Annotated in this window: 14 protein-coding genes; 10 read left to right on the top strand and 4 right to left on the bottom strand. The window is 58.1% G+C overall.

From position 1 onward, the window contains the following. The coding region (locus ACFPOU_RS02340) for a site-specific integrase (protein WP_379716609.1) at positions 1-844 on the top strand (844 nt) is incomplete at its 5' end. Further along, positions 841-1,362, top strand: a complete 522-nt coding sequence (locus ACFPOU_RS02335; protein WP_379716606.1) for a hypothetical protein — start codon at positions 841-843, stop codon at positions 1,360-1,362. The genes ACFPOU_RS02340 and ACFPOU_RS02335, both read left to right, overlap by 4 nt. Positions 1,363-3,202: 1,840 nt before the next feature. Here ACFPOU_RS02335 and ACFPOU_RS02330 read toward each other — a convergent pair. Then, positions 3,203-4,846 carry an AAA family ATPase gene (locus ACFPOU_RS02330; RefSeq protein WP_379716603.1) on the bottom strand — a complete coding sequence of 548 codons (1,644 nt, stop codon included), beginning with the start codon at positions 4,844-4,846 and terminating at the stop codon, positions 3,203-3,205. Positions 4,847-5,150: 304 nt separating this feature from the next. On the opposite strand from ACFPOU_RS02330, the gene ACFPOU_RS02325 reads away from it, so the two are divergent. Next, a complete protein-coding gene (locus ACFPOU_RS02325) occupies positions 5,151-5,711 on the top strand; it encodes a recombinase family protein (RefSeq protein ID WP_379716600.1) in 561 nt (186 codons plus the stop codon). 27 nt (positions 5,712-5,738) lie between these two features. Here ACFPOU_RS02325 and ACFPOU_RS02320 read toward each other — a convergent pair whose 3' ends face one another. Both ACFPOU_RS02320 and ACFPOU_RS02315 read right to left on the bottom strand, forming a co-directional pair. Further along, positions 5,739-6,752, bottom strand: a complete 1,014-nt coding sequence (locus ACFPOU_RS02320) for a RelA/SpoT domain-containing protein (protein ID WP_379716597.1) — start codon at positions 6,750-6,752, stop codon at positions 5,739-5,741. Positions 6,753-7,184: 432 nt separating this feature from the next. Beyond that, complete coding sequence (locus ACFPOU_RS02315; protein ID WP_379716594.1) at positions 7,185-8,099, bottom strand: NAD-dependent epimerase/dehydratase family protein; 915 nt, start codon at positions 8,097-8,099, stop codon at positions 7,185-7,187. A gap of 307 nt (positions 8,100-8,406) precedes the next feature. On the opposite strand from ACFPOU_RS02315, the gene ACFPOU_RS02310 reads away from it, so the two are divergent. From ACFPOU_RS02310 to ACFPOU_RS02280, 7 genes are all read left to right on the top strand, one after another. Then, entirely contained in the window at positions 8,407-9,537 is a 1,131-nt protein-coding gene (locus ACFPOU_RS02310; protein WP_379716591.1) for a hypothetical protein, read from the top strand. Between the two features lie 119 nt (positions 9,538-9,656). Then, a complete protein-coding gene (locus tag ACFPOU_RS02305) occupies positions 9,657-10,397 on the top strand; it encodes a methyltransferase domain-containing protein (protein ID WP_379716588.1) in 741 nt (246 codons plus the stop codon). 35 nt (positions 10,398-10,432) lie between these two features. Continuing rightward, positions 10,433-11,107 carry an acetyltransferase gene (locus ACFPOU_RS02300; RefSeq protein ID WP_379716585.1) on the top strand — a complete coding sequence of 225 codons (675 nt, stop codon included), beginning with the start codon at positions 10,433-10,435 and terminating at the stop codon, positions 11,105-11,107. Then, on the top strand, positions 11,104-12,027 hold the full coding sequence (locus tag ACFPOU_RS02295; protein ID WP_379716582.1) for a glycoside hydrolase family protein: 924 nt from the start codon (positions 11,104-11,106) through the stop codon (positions 12,025-12,027). The genes ACFPOU_RS02300 and ACFPOU_RS02295 overlap by 4 nt, the downstream gene beginning before the upstream one ends. Further along, positions 12,024-12,998, top strand: coding sequence for a GNAT family N-acetyltransferase (locus ACFPOU_RS02290; RefSeq protein ID WP_379716579.1), 975 nt, complete (start codon positions 12,024-12,026; stop codon positions 12,996-12,998). The genes ACFPOU_RS02295 and ACFPOU_RS02290 overlap by 4 nt, the downstream gene beginning before the upstream one ends. Further along, on the top strand, positions 12,985-13,410 hold the full coding sequence (locus ACFPOU_RS02285) for a sugar 3,4-ketoisomerase (protein WP_379716576.1): 426 nt from the start codon (positions 12,985-12,987) through the stop codon (positions 13,408-13,410). The genes ACFPOU_RS02290 and ACFPOU_RS02285 overlap by 14 nt, the downstream gene beginning before the upstream one ends. Positions 13,411-13,440: 30 nt before the next feature. Next, complete coding sequence (locus ACFPOU_RS02280) at positions 13,441-14,535, top strand: DegT/DnrJ/EryC1/StrS family aminotransferase (RefSeq protein ID WP_379716573.1); 1,095 nt, start codon at positions 13,441-13,443, stop codon at positions 14,533-14,535. On the opposite strand, the gene ACFPOU_RS02275 is transcribed toward ACFPOU_RS02280, so the two are convergent. Continuing rightward, positions 14,532-16,712 (bottom strand): tetratricopeptide repeat protein, encoded by a 2,181-nt coding sequence (locus ACFPOU_RS02275; protein WP_379716570.1) that lies wholly within the window; start codon positions 16,710-16,712, stop codon positions 14,532-14,534. The genes ACFPOU_RS02280 and ACFPOU_RS02275 overlap by 4 nt on opposite strands. Positions 16,713-17,037: the final 325 nt, after the last annotated feature.

Here is a 17,037-nt window from a genome sequence, read left to right as displayed (position 1 = left end):
TCGCTGCCGTGACCGTGGCAACAATTATGTTATGGCTCCTATGAACTCAGTCAGACACACCCTAGGCAGCATCCCCCTGAAACGCATCAACAGCATTCACTTGCGTGACTTCATCGACTTAAGAGTTAAAGCTGGCGCTGGCGGCGTGACGATTGCAGCAGACCTGTCCTTCTTCGGGGCGATCCTCAAGTGGGGTAAGCACTCCCGACGGATGGACCTGCCGACCGACCTTGCCCGTGATGCCCGCAGGGATTTGAGCGCCCGGAACGTGAGCACCCGCAGTAGTGAGCGTGATCGCGAGCCAACGACGTCGGAACTCGAAAGGCTTTACGCATTCTGGACAGCCAACAAGCGCCAGAAGGTGCCCATGACAACGCTCTGCGCGTTTGCCCTTGCTACGGCCATGCGCCAAGATGAGATTTGCTCAATCCAAGTGGAGGATGTGGATGCGGAGAAGCGCACGGTTATCATTCGCGACCGGAAGGACCCCCGCAAGAAGGAAGGAAACCACCAGACGGTTCCCCTGCTACCTGCTGCATGGGCACTAGTCGAACCAATACTGGCAATGCGAAAGATTGGACGGGTGTTTCCGTATCAGGCATCCAGCGTAAGTACAGCGTTCACCCGTGCATGTGCCAAGGTAGGCATCGAGGTCCTTCGATTCCATGATCTTCGGCATAAGGCCACAAGCGACCTGTTCCGCCTCGGGCTGTCAATTCCAGAGGTTGCGGTACTGACAGGCCACAAAACGTGGACGCAACTGAAACGCTACACCCATACCAATTCGGAAGATGTACACGCGGCTGTATTGGCGTTATCCAAAGTTCAGACTCAGGCACCATGACAAAAATTAGTGACGATCCATTCAACGACTTCCCCACGGACGGTACACCTGTTCAGTTCTTCGAGTGCGTGCAGCATGCTCTTACGTGGCTTGAACCCTACCTGAACGATAACGACATCAACCACGCTACCCTAGTCGCATATTGCCGCTCGTATGCCAACTTGGTGTTCTGTGACGGCGAGCAACAAGCGTACGACAGTCAGGAATCGCTAAATGCGGCGTTGAAACAGGTAATAGTAAAACAGCAGCAGATCGTGACCGTTTTCAGCGGAGTACGGAACTCTATCCTGTCGGCACAGGCGCTTGCTCGGGTTGAAAGCCACAGCAAGACCCAGAGCGAGCGAGCATCGAAGCCCCGAAAACTGGAGGAAAGCGACTGCCGCCGCATCGCGAAGCGGTACTGGGACAGCAAAGAAGATGGGACCAGCTACGGCATTGCGAAGGCGCTTGCCGCTGAATACGACGTTAGCCCGACAACAATCCACGCCACAGTGAAAAAGTACAAACCGCTGAATTGACAAGTAACCGGGTTGCTGAATACTCGCACCTTACAGTTCAGTCCTCATCAACAACAGCGGAGGATTTGAAATGCAGGCAACCCACACCACCACCCCCAACGTAGCCGACCTAGCCCGGCTTGTGAACTGCCTTGACGAGCATGGTTTTGCCACGCTTGCAGGAGTGAAAGTGTCCACGCTTGACGCATGGCGCAAACGAGGCCAAGGCCCGGAGTACGTCTTGCTCGGCAGGAACTACCTGTACCCTATCGCCGCAGTAGAGCGCCACCTTTCTTCGCTTGTCAGAACTCGTAGTCCCAGCAATCCAGCGAAGTCACTGATGTAGTCGATTCTCTGTCGCGAAGACAGAAAACCGCAGTCTGGTTAAGCATTGGGGTACGTTTTGTATGTAATAGCGTGCTGAATTCTTGAGCAGATTAAATGCCGCAGTGCCACATCAACACCGACTCAGGAAGCGTCAACTCAACAGCCGATTCAAGGCGATCTAAAGGCCCTAGAAGGCGTTATTAGAAGAAGTTGGCAGGTAGGTAGCCACCAAGAAGAAACGCGCTCAAAAGCCCGCTATTCAAGGATGGATAGAAAACAGTAGAGTTCAGAGCACGTTACCAACAGGAATACCGATTCGCCACTTTAGAAGAAAGGCGCTATCACAAGTTCTCCTATGATGACGGCGTTCTTCTGACCTGTCAATGAAAGCAGTGATTTAACCCGTTTTTAAGCACTCCCATATAGGAGAAACCACTAACCCGCTCGTGTACCACCGCCGATTTGTACTAGTAAGTAAGGAGAAGCAGTGTAGGAGCAGTAACAACAAGGAGTACAACCCAATGAAGAAGGAGGAAACTGTCATCACTCTGGCTAACGGAGGAATGCACAACCAGAAGGCATACCGAAAGATGAAGCGTATGCTCAACGACAATAACTACGTGTCCCCACGACTCTATCACATCGTAATGATGGGATCAGAACAGAGCCGGGACTACCAAGCAGCCATGAAGGCGCTATGTCTCGAACTACGCAGACAGAACATTCCCTGCCAGTGGAAAGGATGTCTCGAAGTGGACGACGAGAAAGGACTGCACTTCCATGTGTTCATCCTGGCCGAGGCAAAGCACCGCAATCCTTGCTCTGTCCTAAACCACAACTCTCAACACTGGCTTGCTGTGATGATGCAGAAGCGAGAGCTAACGTATTACATCGCCCCTCCGGCGAACCCGATACATCGAACTCGACTAGGTAAGCGGGTGAACTACGCCACCCTAGCCGGGGAAAAACTGTCTGACTGCTTGATATGGATTTCGTATCTAGTAAAGAGCCGATCAAAAGTCTCAGGTCTGGCACGGACTTACTTTGGAAGCCAACACAGTCGAGCTTGACATTTATTTTTACGACAATGCGAAATCTTTTATATCGACGCAAGCCAAGCCGTGCCCTTGAGAAAAATACACAACTGCCTCAGATTTACCACCCACTACAATGGGCATAAACCTTAAAGTAGCGGTATCGACACTGGCCTTATTAGCATCCAGTCCGACAACAGTGACATACAGACTTCGGAGCGGCCCCGAACTAATGTTTCTTCTTTCAGCATGAATTCCGCAGCCTTGCCGTGTGACTTTCAAAATCGCCACTTCACTTGTGTATCTCTTCGACGCGGTAGGTACATCAATTGTAGCACATGCACTTAAGAGCGATAATAACGCTAAAATCGGAAAAGTTCTCATCGTACCTTGTCTATAGAAAATGAAATTAATTATTAAGGAAAAGTTGCGCAATGTTAGTTGCATAGCAACGCATGCATTCTGCACCTATACACTAATCGTTAATATTATTAACAGCGTTATTGCGTTACGCTTTCCTGCTCAACAGGACGAAGCCCTTTATTAATTTCCACTACAAGGTCTCCAAACATTCCGCGAACCAAGTTGAGGGCCTCACTGTTTTCCATGAGCAATCTGCGGACAGCACTCTCATATTGCTGCCGCCCCTTGAAACCTAATTTATCAACCACTTGATCCAACGCGGGAGTTTCGCGGACCGGGTAGGTGGCTATAATAGCTGACAAATCTCTATTATCGATCAGAGATTCAAAACGCTGGCGCTCTCGTGCAATGAACTGAGCCACATCGATTTCAATCTTAACAGGCTGCCCAGCAGAAATCTGCTTTCTTCTAGGCAGGTGTTTAAACACTTCGTCACGAAGTGCTTTCTCAACAGTTCTTTCACACAGACGATTAATATGGGGCTTAATTGCATTAATGGCCGCCTGATTAGCAGCCCTCAAGCACTCCTCAGCATTGCTACCAACTAAAGAAGCATGTTTTTCTGCAACCATTCGTTGTAATCGAGGATCGTAATAGATCGACTCAACTGCGAACACAGGAAGAGCGAAAATACCTTTTGACTTAAGTTCACTAATCTCTTCCGTTGTTCGACGGTCGTTATCAACAATTCCCCATGCAGACAGCCAATGGAAGCGGTTAGCATCCCGTATCCCTCCTACTGACCGCTCCACTTCGTGACAGCTAGATTTAGGAACAATCGAGACAAATGGGAAAATTAAGCTGTACAACGGCTTATCGAGACTCTGCTCATCCCCCTCGACAAAAATTAATTTCCGGCGGGACCCCAATACATCTAGCTTTAATGCCTCATCAATCTCGTCTGTAGGCTCGACCATGTCAGCGTCCCATGCCGTTACGGTCGCACCTTGGTAATTGCAACTACGAACAAGGAGCGTCTGTGCAGTTGGATTATCAATCGGCAGCATTACATCATGCGTAGAGACAATGAACGAGCAATCGGATCGTTTCGCGAAGAGCAGCGTAAGCAACGGCGAAATTATTGAACGATGTAAATGACGCTCTGGTTCATCGACAAGGATCAATGTTCCTGGTTTAGCCGTGAGAACATTTGCCGCAATGAGAAGCGCATTTCGTTCTCCGTCGGATAGCTCAGCAACACTATAGGTCGGCCCACCATTTTTGCTTGCAAGGACCTGCTCGCTTTCTTTTACGGAAATCGTCACAGGAATATTAGATTGCTGTAGCAATTCGTTGATCATCCTCAGCGGAGCATCTTTTTGCGCCAATATCCTAGCCTCATCTAAAGCATCACGTTCTACAGCACCAGTAATAAGCCGTGCTCGCACATTTTCAGCATCGATGAGGTCATAGATCGCAATACTAGCCCGATTAGCGGAAAAGTGATCCATCCAGCGAGACTGTGTGCTGGTATCTTGGCTCTTGATGTTATTTTCGGTATCGCGTTTCTGTTGCGGCGACAATGTAATGGCACTTGAACTGAACCAAGTCTGCCTATGCGCCGAGATCTGTCGTGCACTTTGATAGTTCTGGACATAGAATCGATGCATTAAGCTCGATTTACCAGTTCCGTTCGCCCCGACAACGAACAATGTGCTACCCACTGGAAGTGAAATTGCGTTTTCATTGCCTGACACCGACGGATAGCTAATAGTGAACATTGTTAGACTCTAATCTATGTTATGAGTAAGTTGGAGCGGAACATATACATGCTTACGAAATCCGCTAACGTGCCTAATGCCAGATGTTGTTTCCAGTCTATTGTCAGTATAGCACCAGTATTACCGTAGATGAACGTTCCTTTGGCCCTAGAGAGCCGGGTGTATTGATTCCAAGAAGTACACCTTTCTGCACACGCTGAAACAGCCGAGAAACACTGCCCAACAAGGCCCATAACGATAGTTGTTGCACACTTTTCAATAATGCCTTAGACTTTGTTGAACAGATCAACGAAGGAGAAGATAAGTGGCAACAGGACAAACAGTCGGCTATGTACGCGTGAGTTCGGTGGACCAGAACCTTGCTCGTCAACTTGACGGTATCAAGCTCGATAGGCTGTTCGAGGACAAGGCATCCGGCAAAGATGTCAAGCGCCCTGCTCTGGTAGCATTACAAGCGTTCGTTCGTGAAGGCGACACAGTTATGGTGCACTCTATCGACCGTCTTGCTCGTAACCTTGTCGATCTTCGGGCGATCGTATCGGGCTTAAACGATAAGGGCGTAGCCGTTACGTTCGTCAAAGAGAACCTGACTTTTAGCGCCGACACTTCCAGCCCGATGAACACGCTCATGCTCTCAATGATGGGAGCATTTGCAGAGTTCGAGCGTTCGATGATTCTAGAGCGCCAGCGTGAAGGCATCGCAGCAGCAAAGGCAGCAGGCAAACCCACCGGACGACCAGAACGACTGAAGCCAGCCGATGTGGAAGCGATCAAGGCCCGCTGTGTCGCAGGCGAAAGCAAGGCAGCACTAGCAGCCGAGTACAAAGTGTCGAGAGGGACGATTTACGCCGCCCTGAAGTCCTAACGATAGCGGCGAATCGTCGTGCTCCTTTTAGCCGGTGATAACTCGTACTTCGTTCAAAAATTGCTCAGTATCCAAAAAGTAGTTCGGATATGCTCTCTTCAGTGAATTAATAGAGGACACAGATACGAGAACCACGCGAACCGACGAACCAGCAGGAATAAGGCTTTCGGCGGTTGTGTATTCGTGGTGTGCAAGTCTGGACTGTTCTTTGCGATACCCCCTCACGAACACTCGTCGCCCAGCAGGTTCGAGACGGACGAGGAAGTAGCGTGCGTTCTTCTGCTGTTCAACTCTTGGCAAAATCGCCCTATACGCCGCGAACACGTTAGCCATGTGATGACTAGCATTAAGCTGCCGAATTTCTTCGGAGAGTTTGAGAAAGTCATCGGACGTTCCTGGGACTGTAGGGCACCCTTCCCGCAGTGCAAAGATAGAACTCATTAGTGCGAAGAAGCGCCTCCATTCCTCGCTACCTAGGTTCGACTTAAGGGCTTGCCCGGTGAATGTTTCCGCTGCCTCGACAGCAGTAGCCCATTTATGTTGTAGCTGTGTCCGAATTTGGATCTCAAGCTTTAGCCCGGCATACGGACTAGAAGCACCAGCGAACGCGTACATGAGGTGGACACCCCGATAGCCAGTTGGTTTGGGTGTCGCAATATAGTCCTTGCTGTTCGACAGTGTATGGACTAAAGGCGAATTTACGTACGTTGCCTCCAAGCGTCTAACCAGTTGGACAGTCGGCATGACGGCTCTACAACCACCAATGTCCTGCATTTGCGTTAGCCGCATACTACTCTTTGTCCTGAGCTTGGCTGCAATCGAATCAAGTCGCTTGATGCGCTGAACCACTAGTGCTTTCGGTGCAAGCTTCTGCGCCCGGTTCTTTAGCGTGGTATGGAACGTATTAAGAGGATGTGCATGCGAGGCGCGAAAGTTGTCGATTATTGCCAAGCAGTCAGCGGGATTTCCAACGGCGTCGGCAAAGGCACGACCAGCAGCGTTGTATTCGGTGCGGGTGAACTGTAGGGTAGCGTACGCCATACTGCCTCTTGGAAAAAAGGGTCATTTTAATCCGTAGAGGTGCAGTGCGGAAAATTATAAGGAACTAGGCTGTGTGCCTTGTGAAGCGAGTGACGGCAACAACCTCTTGTCGATATATTAATTTCCAGAAACGCAACATTTGGTTCATCCCCATGGGTGTTAAGCGGCGTGACCGTCCTTGCGGACTTTTTTATTTTTAAGAAACCGCTACGAAAGATCGCGTCACACAGTCACCGATGAGTGCACACATCATGCACACGAACCTCCTGAAACCCGCATGAACACTGGAAACTACGTCCAGTCCATCATCGGGGCGACGCAAAGGCGGCGTGCGCCGGCGGCGTGCTTGGGAGTTGTTTCGAGAGTCATCGTGGGAGAAGAAAACGGCGGCGGCATGCGGGACCGGGCGTCCGGGTCCGACATTGTACACAGCTATCCCGGCCCACGCATGGCCGGGGTGCCGGGTGGGGCACTGCGGCGCAGGCCTTCTTCGAGCGCCACGCGCGGCTGCCAGCCAGGGGGCGGCGAGAAACTGGTCCAGGGCTGCATCACTTCGCGCGGACGGCAGGGTCGCTCGCCCCAGCGCGCGTCCACGTGCAGGCCGGTGGCGCGCTCGAAGGCGGCGACCAGCCCCGTCAGGCGCAGCGCAGCGCCGGACGAGACGCCATAGCGCAGCTGCACCGGACCCGCCGCACGCAGCGACAGCTCGGCGGCGAGGAAGGCCTCGATGACGTCGTCGATATACACCATGTCGAGCACCTCCTCGCCGGACGACATGGACAGCGCAGCGCCCGTGCGTGCCGCCTGCCACAATGCGCTCACCAGCTTGGGGCGGGGATCGTGCGGGCCGTAGGTATCGAACAGCGCCAGCGTCGCCACGGACAGCCCATGGGCGTTGACGTAGTACGAAAGGATCGCCTCGAACGCCTGCTTGGTCGCGGCATACAGGTTGACCGGATCGTAGTCGCGGTTGCCGAAGTGCTGCCAGGCGGTGCCGGTGTTGACGAGGATGCGCACGCCGTTGGCCGCCATCGCCTCGGCCAGCTGGGTCGCAAACAGGATGTTAGCCTGCACCAGCGCGTCCACCTGCTCCGGCCGGTGCTGGGCCAGGAACAGCGCCGCCAGGTGGAAGACGGCGTCGGGCGCGGCCTCGCGCACGATCTCGACCAGTTCAGGCGCGGCGCCGCCGAAGCGGTGCACGGTGAGCGCCACGCCTTCCAGGGCATCGAGGCTGGAGCCGGCGCGCAGCAGCACGTGCACGTCCCAGCCGTCGGCGGCCAGGCGGCGTGCCAGCCGGGAGCCGACATAACCGCTGGCGCCGGTAACGAATGCGCGGCGCTTGTTCATGGCGCGATGGACGGTCGAAGGCGGCGGGTGATCCGGCGCGGAAAAAGGCGGCGCGTTGGCAGCTTGTCTGGGAATGGCATACGGGTTTCGATACGGGCGAAGGGCCGATTCTAGCGCAAACCGGCCGGGAAAATATTTCTCGGCATGCCATTGCCAATCTGCCCGCCACGGCTTGTTTGCGCCCAGACCTTCATGATATTGTCGGCGTTTCGCACGACTCCCCACTCTATCTCGCACACCTATGAGCATATTAATAATTAACTGGCGGGGCGGGGAGAACGATCCCTTCACCTATTTCAGCACATGCATGAAGCAGGCGTTCGAGCGGATGGGGCGCAAGACGCACATCGTCCACCTCGAGGATAGCCTCATGGACGAACTGGCCGCATTCCACAACAAGGGCATCGACTTTGTCATCTTGTGGCAGGGCGTAGGCTTGCAGATCGGCGCGACGGACGAGGACCCCACCACCGTCTGGGACCACCTGAAGGTGCCGGTACTGTGCTACCACGGCGACCATCCGGTCCACATGCCGATTCATCACAAGGCCATGTCGCCACTGGTGCAGCATATCTACGGCACGGCGTCGTTCGCCATGTTCGCGAACACGCACTTTCCGCGCGAGAGCGGTGCGACCTTCTTTCCGACGCCCGTCTGGTTTACCGACGGCGTCAAAGGTCGGTTCGAGGGAGATTTCTTCGTCTTCCCCAAGAATATCGACGATCTCGACGCGACCTTGAACGGGTGGCGCGCGGCGTCGCAGCGCCGTATCGCAGGTTTCCTGCTCGATGCCGCGGATGCGATCATCGGTGAATTCAGGAACGGCAACCGGACGAATCATCACGACATCATCGACGGCATGCTCAATCCCGAGGCGATGGCGGCGCTCTGCGAGGACCTGGATAACTCGGCGTTTACGGTGCGCGTGCATATCCATATGGTGCTCGACAAAATCTATCGCAATATGGTCGCCGAGCACGTCGTCAACGATCTCAAGGATGTGCCGCTGAAGATCTACGGACGGGGATGGGAGCGTTTTCAGCGCAGGCAGAACCCGAATCACGAGTTCCTCTCGTTTGACGCGATGTCGGACAATGCTTTCCAGTTCGCGTCGCGCTACGGCATCATCGATGCGGCGCCCACGCACGATGCGTTGCACGACCGCACCCTTCGTGCGATGAGCAACCGGTCGGGCTTCCTGATGGGGTCCAACTGGTCGTACGAGACTTTCCTCGGCGGCGACTACAGTGACCTGTTCTTCGACGGCGCTCCCGGCGCATTGCGTGCCCGCGCGGAGCGCGTCATGCAGTCGCCCGATGCCCACCGGGCGCAGTGCGCCGATTTCGCGCGTCACTACCAAAGCCATTTCTCGCTCTTCAGTTTCGTCAAGTACCTCGAGGAGATGAGCGACATGGTCAGGGCGCGCGCGCGAGCGTGATCCGGTCAACGACTGAACTGAGCGTCAATCGGGCTTCAGTTCCCCGGATCTCCCGTGCTTGCGCCGGCATACACTTCTTCATTGTTTAACCGGTTCGCCGCATTGGAAGGGGTGAGATAATGGGTGTGTTCGACGATATTGGCTATGAGGATTTTCGCCGGATGGCGATGAACGATAGCCTGAGCGTGCATGAGAAGATCGGCTTTCCCGATGCCTATCGGGATGCCCATGAAAAGGCCATCTTCGCCGACATCGAATCGAAGCTGACCAACCTTGCGCTCCGGTGCGGGAACGTGCTCGATATCGGCCCCGGTTGCGCGGGCCTGCCGCGCCTGCTGATCGATGCGTGCCAACAGCGCGAGCATTCGCTCGTGCTGATCGATTCCGCCGAAATGCTGGCGCACTTGCCCGATGCCTCCGGCGTGATCAAGCTGCCGGGCTTTTACCCGGATTGCGACGATGCATTGCAGCCATGGGTGGGCCGTTTCGACGCCATTCTTTGCTACAGCGTCTTTCAATACATCTTCGTCGAGGCCAGCTTCTGGAAATTCCTGGACCTGTCGATCGAGCTGCTTGCACCGGGCGGCCAGATGCTGATCGGGGATATTCCGAACGTGTCCAAACGCAAGCGCTTCTTTGCGAGCGATGCGGGTGTCAAGTTCCACCAGGATTTCACGCAAACGACAGAAGTGCCGCACGTGGATTTTCGTGCGGTGGAAGCCACCAAGATCGACGATGCCGTCATCCTCGGCGTGATCATGCGCGCCCGCGCCCAAGGCTGCGATGCCTACTGGCTGCCCCAGGGGAACACGCTTCCGATGGCAAACCGGCGAGAAGATGTACTGATCGTTAAGCCATAGTGAAGGACATGGTACCGCCCCACTTGAAAGCGTGTATGGAAAAGAGAAAGCTGGTCATTGTCGGCGCCTCGGCGTTCGCCGAAATCGCACGCGAATACTTCGACGTCGATACGCACTACCAAGTGGTGGCCTTCGCCGTGGAAGCGTCCTACCTGACCCGGAACGAATTGCACGGCCTGCCGGTCGTGGCGTTCGAACAGCTCGATGCGCTGTATCCGCCGCAGGAGCATGACGTGTTCGTCGCTGCCGTCTACACGCAGCTGAACCGCCTGAGAACGCGACTTGCCGGCGAAGCGAAGGGCAAGGGATACCGGCTTGCATCGTATGTCAGTCCACGCGCCTTCGTCTGGCGCAACGTGAAGCTCGGCGAGCACGTGTTCATCTTCGAAGACAATACGGTCCAGCCATTTGTCGAGATCGGCGATAACGTCGTGCTGTGGAGCGGGAACCATATCGGCCATCACAGCAAGCTGCGCGACAACCTCTTCGTATCATCCCATGTCGTCATTTCCGGTTTTTGCGATATCGGCGAGAATTCTTTCCTCGGCGTGAATGCGGCCATTGCCAACAACGTGACGATCGGTCGGGATAACTGGGTCGGCCCCGGCGTGACCCTGATGAAAAATACCGAGCCCGATACCTTGTTCAAGGCCGCGCATGCCGAGCCTGCAAAAGTGCCGGCGACACGCTTCTTCAAGGTGGGCCAATGAAGTGGCTGAAGCATGGCGTCGTATGGACGCCGTCTGGAACGCAACCGTGGGCGCGCACCCATGCCACCTGCCCGACGCCGATCTGGCTCGACGACCGGACGCTGCGCGTTTACGTGCAATGCCGCGACGAGCATAACGTCGGGCGCATCGGTTTCGTCGACCTCGACCCGGCCGACCCGCGCAAGGTAATCCGTGAGAGTACGGAGCCAGTGCTCGACGTCGGTTCGCCCGGCTCGTTCGACGACAACGGCGTGTTTCAAACCTCGGTCATCCGGGTCGCGGATGGCCGTCTCTTCATGTATTACGTCGGTTTTGAACTGTGCCACCGGATTCGCTATCGCCTCCTGACGGGGCTTGCCATCAGCACGGATAACGGAAACACGTTCCAGCGCGCCCAGGCCACGCCCGTGCTGGAGCGCAGCCCGCACGAGCAGTTCTTTCGCTGCGGCCCGTGGGTCGAATATGAAGGCGACCGTTTTCGCATGTGGTACGTCGCAGGCAGCAAGTGGGAAACCATCGACGGCAAGCAGATGCCCATCTACGACATCCGCTATGCGGAATCGGACGATGGCCTGCAATGGCCGGCACAGGGGCGGGTCGTGCTGCCGGTCGTGCTCGAGAACGAGCATGGCTTCGGGCGGCCGGTCGTTCGGCACCATTCCGACGGGTATCGGATGTTCTACTCCATCCGCAAGCGCAATCCCGCCCGCTATCGCCTGGGGTATGCGCAATCCCGCGACGGCCTGGCCTGGCAACGGCTCGACGCCGACATGGGGGTCGAGGTCACCGACGGGGCATGGGATGGCGAGGCCACCTCTTACGGTATCGACATCGAAGCCGGCGGCAAAACCTGGCTGCTGTATAACGGAAATGACTTCGGCGGCACAGGATTCGGCATCGCGGAGCGCGTGCAGCCATGATGCGGGCACGTTTTTTCGATGCGGATGAAGCAGGCGCCTGGGATCAATTTTGCCGCGGCGCGCATGGCGCCACTTTTTTGCATTCGCGCGCCTTCCTTTCCTATCACGGCACCCGGTTCATCGACCGCTCCGTCGTCATCGAGCGCGATGGCGAGTGGCTGGGGGTCATCCCGGCCGCGGGCCATCCTGCCGACCCCTCCACTGTCGTGTCCCACCCGGGCGCGACCTATGGCGGGATCGTGCATCAGGGACGGCTCAGGGGTGCCCACATGCTCGACGCGTTCGATGCGGCACGTGCGCTCTGGGCCCGCGCCGGCTACGAGCGGCTGCAATACAAGGCCGTTCCCCACATCTACCAGGCCGCTCCCGCGCAGGAGGATCTTTACGCGCTTTTTCGCGCGGGCGCGGTTCGCTATCGCGCCGACCTCTCCAGTTGCATCGACCTGCGATACCGCCTGCCGATCAGCGAACGCCGCAAGCGCGGGAAAAGGAAAGCACAGCGGGCAGGCGTGCGCATTATCCAGGGACGAGCGCAGCTGGCGGCGCTATGGCCGGTGCTTGCCGATAACCTCATGCGTAATCATGGCGTCGCCCCGGTCCATACGCTGGACGAGATAAGCCTGCTCGTGGACCGCTTTCCCGAGCATATCCATGTCATGGCCGCGCAGGTAGCCGGCGTCGTCGAGGCGGGCATCGTCCTTTTTCTCGGGCACACGGTGGCGCACGCGCAGTACATCGCTTCGAGCGAAGCCGGTCATGCGGTCAACGCACTCGATCTGCTGTTCGGTGAAGCGATCGGGCATGGCTGCGCGTCCGGCAAACGCTATTTCGATTTCGGCATCAGCACCGAAAACCAGGGACTGGTCCTGAACGAAGGTCTTGCACAGTTCAAGAACGAGTTCGGCGCCGGCGGAGTCGTCCATGAATTCTACGAGTTGACCTTACAAGGAGTTGGGAATGCCTCTCAATGATTGCCGCTTGATCGAACTGCCGAAGATTTCCGACCCCCGTGGCAACTTGACCTTTGTCGAAGGCGGAAACCATATCCCCTTCGACATCAAGCGGGTCTATTACCTGTATGACGTCCCGGGCGGCTCCGACCGCGGCGCGCATGCACACAAGAACCTGCATCAGTTTGTCGTGGCAATGTCGGGCAGCTTCGACATTGTTCTGGACGACGGCGACCGCCAGCGTCGCTTCCATTTGAACCGGTCCTACTATGGACTGTATATCTGCCCGATGATGTGGCGTACGCTCGATAACTTCTCGTCGGGCGGCGTCTGCATGGTGCTCGCCTCGGAACCCTACACCCCCGACGACTATATTCGCGACCATGACGAATTCCTCGCACGCGCCCGGCACAAGCCGTTTGCCGCTGCATGAACTGTTTTGCACGAAGAGTCGACCGATAAAATGCAGATAGAATTCCTCAACCTCGGCCGCGTGAACGCCGAATATGACTCGGCGATTCGGGAGTCGATCGACCGCGTGCTTCGCTCGGGTTACTACATCCTGGGCGAGGAAACCGCCGCATTCGAACGGGAGTTCGCGCGCTACTGCGGCGTCACGCACTGTATCGGCGTGGCCAACGGGCTGGACGCGCTGCACCTGATCCTGCGCGGCTACGGCATCGCCCCCGGGGACGAAGTCATCGTGCCGGCCAATACCTTCATCGCCACCTGGCTCGCCGTCAGCCTGGTCGGCGCGCGCATCGTACCGGTCGAACCCGACCCGTCGACCTGGAACATCGCCCCGGAGCGGATCGAAGAAGCGATCACGTCGCGAACGCGCGCGATCATGCCGGTCCACCTCTACGGTGCGCCGGCCGACATGGATGCGATCCTGGACATCGCGCGACGACATCGTCTTCGCGTCATCGAGGACGCCGCGCAGGCGCATGGCGCACGTTACGGCGGGCTTCGCGCGGGAAGCCTCGGCGACGCGGCGGGCTTCAGTTTTTATCCCGGCAAGAACCTGGGCGCGCTGGGCGACGGGGGCGCGATCACGACGAACGACGACGAGCTTGCCGAGCGTCTCAGGAAGCTGCGCAACTACGGCTCATCGATCAAATACCAGCATGAGGTCGCGGGCGTCAATTCCCGCCTGGACGAGATGCAGTCGGCCGTGCTGCGCGTGAAGCTGCAGCACCTGGATGCGGACAACGCACGGCGCGCAGCGCTCGCGGCTGCTTATCGCGAAGCGCTGGCCGAGACGCCTCTCGAATTGATCCGGGTCCCTGAGCAGGCCCAGTCCGTCTGGCACCTGTTCGCCGTGCGCACGCCCAGGCGCGATGCCCTGCGCGATTACCTGGCATCGCGTGGCGTTGGCACGCAAATTCACTATCCGGTGCCCTGCCACCGCCAGGCGGCATTTGCCGACCAGGCCTGGTCTGCGCTCCCTGTCACCGAGCTACTGCAATCGGAGATCCTCAGCCTGCCGATGGCGCCCTACCTGAGCGCTGACGACGTGGCCTATGTTGCAGCACAAGTGAAGGCCTTCTTCGCCTAGGCAGGTGCCGCCGCCAGCGCGCCCAGGTCCGCCCTCACCTCGCCCAGCACCGCGGCCCAGTCGCCCGGCACCTGCTGGCGGTACAGTCGCGCATTCGGATACCACGGCGTGTCGCGGCGTTCGAGCAGCCAGCGCCAGTCGGCCAGGGTGCCGCCGGCCAGCAGGATCCAGACCGGCTTGCCCATGGCGCCGGCCAGGTGGGCGACGCTGGTATCGACCGTGATGACCAGGTCCATCTGCGCCACCAGCGCCGCCGTGTCCGAAAAATCGTTCAGGCGTTCGCCGACATGGCGCACGTTGCCCTTCATCTGCAGCACCAGCTTGTCGAGCGGGCGCAGCTCTTTCTGCAGCGAGACGAACTCGAATTGGTCCGAGACCAGGGCGGCGATCGACGAGAACGGCAGGCTGCGGTAGCGGTCGAGGCGGTGATGCATGTTGCCGCTCCAGACCAGGCCCACGCGCGGACGCGTCTTTTCGCCGAGCAGGGCCGCCCACTCTGCCACCCTGCCCTCGTCCGGGGCCAGGTAGGCGGCCGGATGCGGGATGGACTCGGGCGCCGTGCCGAAGGCCAGCGGAAGGCTCAGCAGCGGGCAATGCAGGTCGAACGCCGGCAGCGGATCGCCCTTCGCCACGACCTGATCCACACCCGGCAGGCTGTGCACCAGCGAGACCAAAGCCGGCTGCACTTCCAGAATGACGCGCGCGCCCAGCCCGGCCACCAGTGGCGCGTAGCGGCAGAACTGCAGCGTGTCGCCCAGGCCCTGCTCGGCGTGCAGCAGGATGGTCTTGCCCTCCAGCGGCTCGGCGCCCAGCCACAGCGGTGCGCCCAGGTCGCGCTTTTCGTGGAAGACGCCGAGCATCTCCACGTTCCAGCGTGCTTCGTAATCCTGCCAGCCCTGGGCGAAGTCGCCGAGCAGGAGCTTCATGAGCGCCCGGTTCCAGCGCGCCAGCGCGAAGTCCGGATCGAGGGCCAGCGCGCGGTCGTAGGCGGCGCCCGCGGCCTCGAACCGGCCCAGGTCGGCCAGCACGATGCCGCAATCGGTGTGGCTCGAAGCGGCGTCCGGGCGCTGTACCCGCGTCTCCTCGAAACACGCGAGGGCTTCGGGGTAGCGCAGCAGGGTGCGCAAGAGCGTGCCGCGCGTGAGCAGGTATTCGTAGCGATTAGGCTCGAGCGCCAGCGCACGGTCGATGCTGGCCAGCGCGGCCTCGGCCTGCCCCAGTTCGCGCAAGGTCTGCGCGCGCAGGTGCAATGTCTTCGGGTCGTCCGGCCTCTGGGCGCCCAGCTTGTCGATGCCGCCGAGGGCGGCGTCGTGCATGTGGAGCTGCGCCAGCAGCCGGCTGCGGTGGCGCAGGATTTCCGGATTGTCCGGCTGCAGCGCCAGTGCCCGCTCCGCGCTGGCCAGCGCCTCGGGACGGCGCCGCAGCACCTGCAAGGCCAGGGCGCGGTTGTGCCAGCCGGCGGCCGATTCGCCATTGAGCGCGAGCGCATTGTCGTAGCTGGCCACGGCATCCTCGGCGCGACCGAGGACATGCAGGGCGATGCCGCGGTTGTACCAGGCGTCGCCGAAGGAATTGAGCAGCGCCAGGGCGGACTCGTAGCCGACCAGCGCTTCCTCGAAGCGTCCCAGGTCCTTCAATACATTACCGCGATTGTTATGCGCATGCGCGAAACCGTAGTTCAGCGCCAGCGCGCGGTCCAGGCTGGCCAGTGCTTCCTCGTTGCGCTGCAGTTCGTGCAATACCACGGCCTGGTTGTTGAAGGCGTCGGCGTCGCCCGGGTTGAGCGCGATGGCGCGCGCGAAACTGGCCAGCGCCTCGTCGTAGCGGCCCAGGGCCTGCAGCGCGGTGCCCTGGTTGTAATGGGTATCGGCGTCGTCCGCCTGCAGCGACAGCGCGCGCTCGTAGCTGGCCAGCGCCTCGTCGTAGCGGCCCATCTCCTTCAGGGCATTGCCAAGGTTGCCATGGGTGGCCGCCACCTTGGGGCTGATCGCGATCGCCGCGCCGATGAAGCCGACGGCACCCTGGTAGTTACCGCCCTGGAAGGCAATGATGCCGGTGTGGTGCAGGGCCTCGAAATGCTTCGGCATCAGGCACAGGACCTGTTCATAGGCGGCCAGTGCGCGGTCGAGCTGGCCGTTCACGTGGAACTCCACCCCTTCGGCAAATAGTGTGGACACACGTGCCTCGGTCTGGTTGGCGGACCTGAATGCCGGTGCGCCCTTGCTGTGCTTTCCCATGGTGCGGAACCTTTGCTGGTGAAATGGCGCCTGAGTACCTGGCAGCGCCGCGCCGTGCAGGATAGCCGGCGGTGAGGATAAGTTGCGCCCCATTATAGAGGGAGCTGTTTACGTGCGGCAAGAATTGCCGCATGCCGCTACGCGATGCAGCGTGATTCGCGCCACAGTGTGGGTTGAAAAATAATTTAAAAAAATTTCCGTGCGGCATTTAATGAAGCTAAGGAAACGGTCGTCTTGTACTTGTGAGAGCAGATGAACTGCTCCT

It is taken from the genome of Massilia jejuensis (assembly GCF_042656795.1).
Classification (GTDB): Bacteria; Pseudomonadota; Gammaproteobacteria; order Burkholderiales; family Burkholderiaceae_D; genus Telluria; species Telluria jejuensis.
The sequence above is the reverse complement of the archived record's forward strand: the minus strand, read 5'-3'. Positions and strand labels throughout refer to the sequence as shown.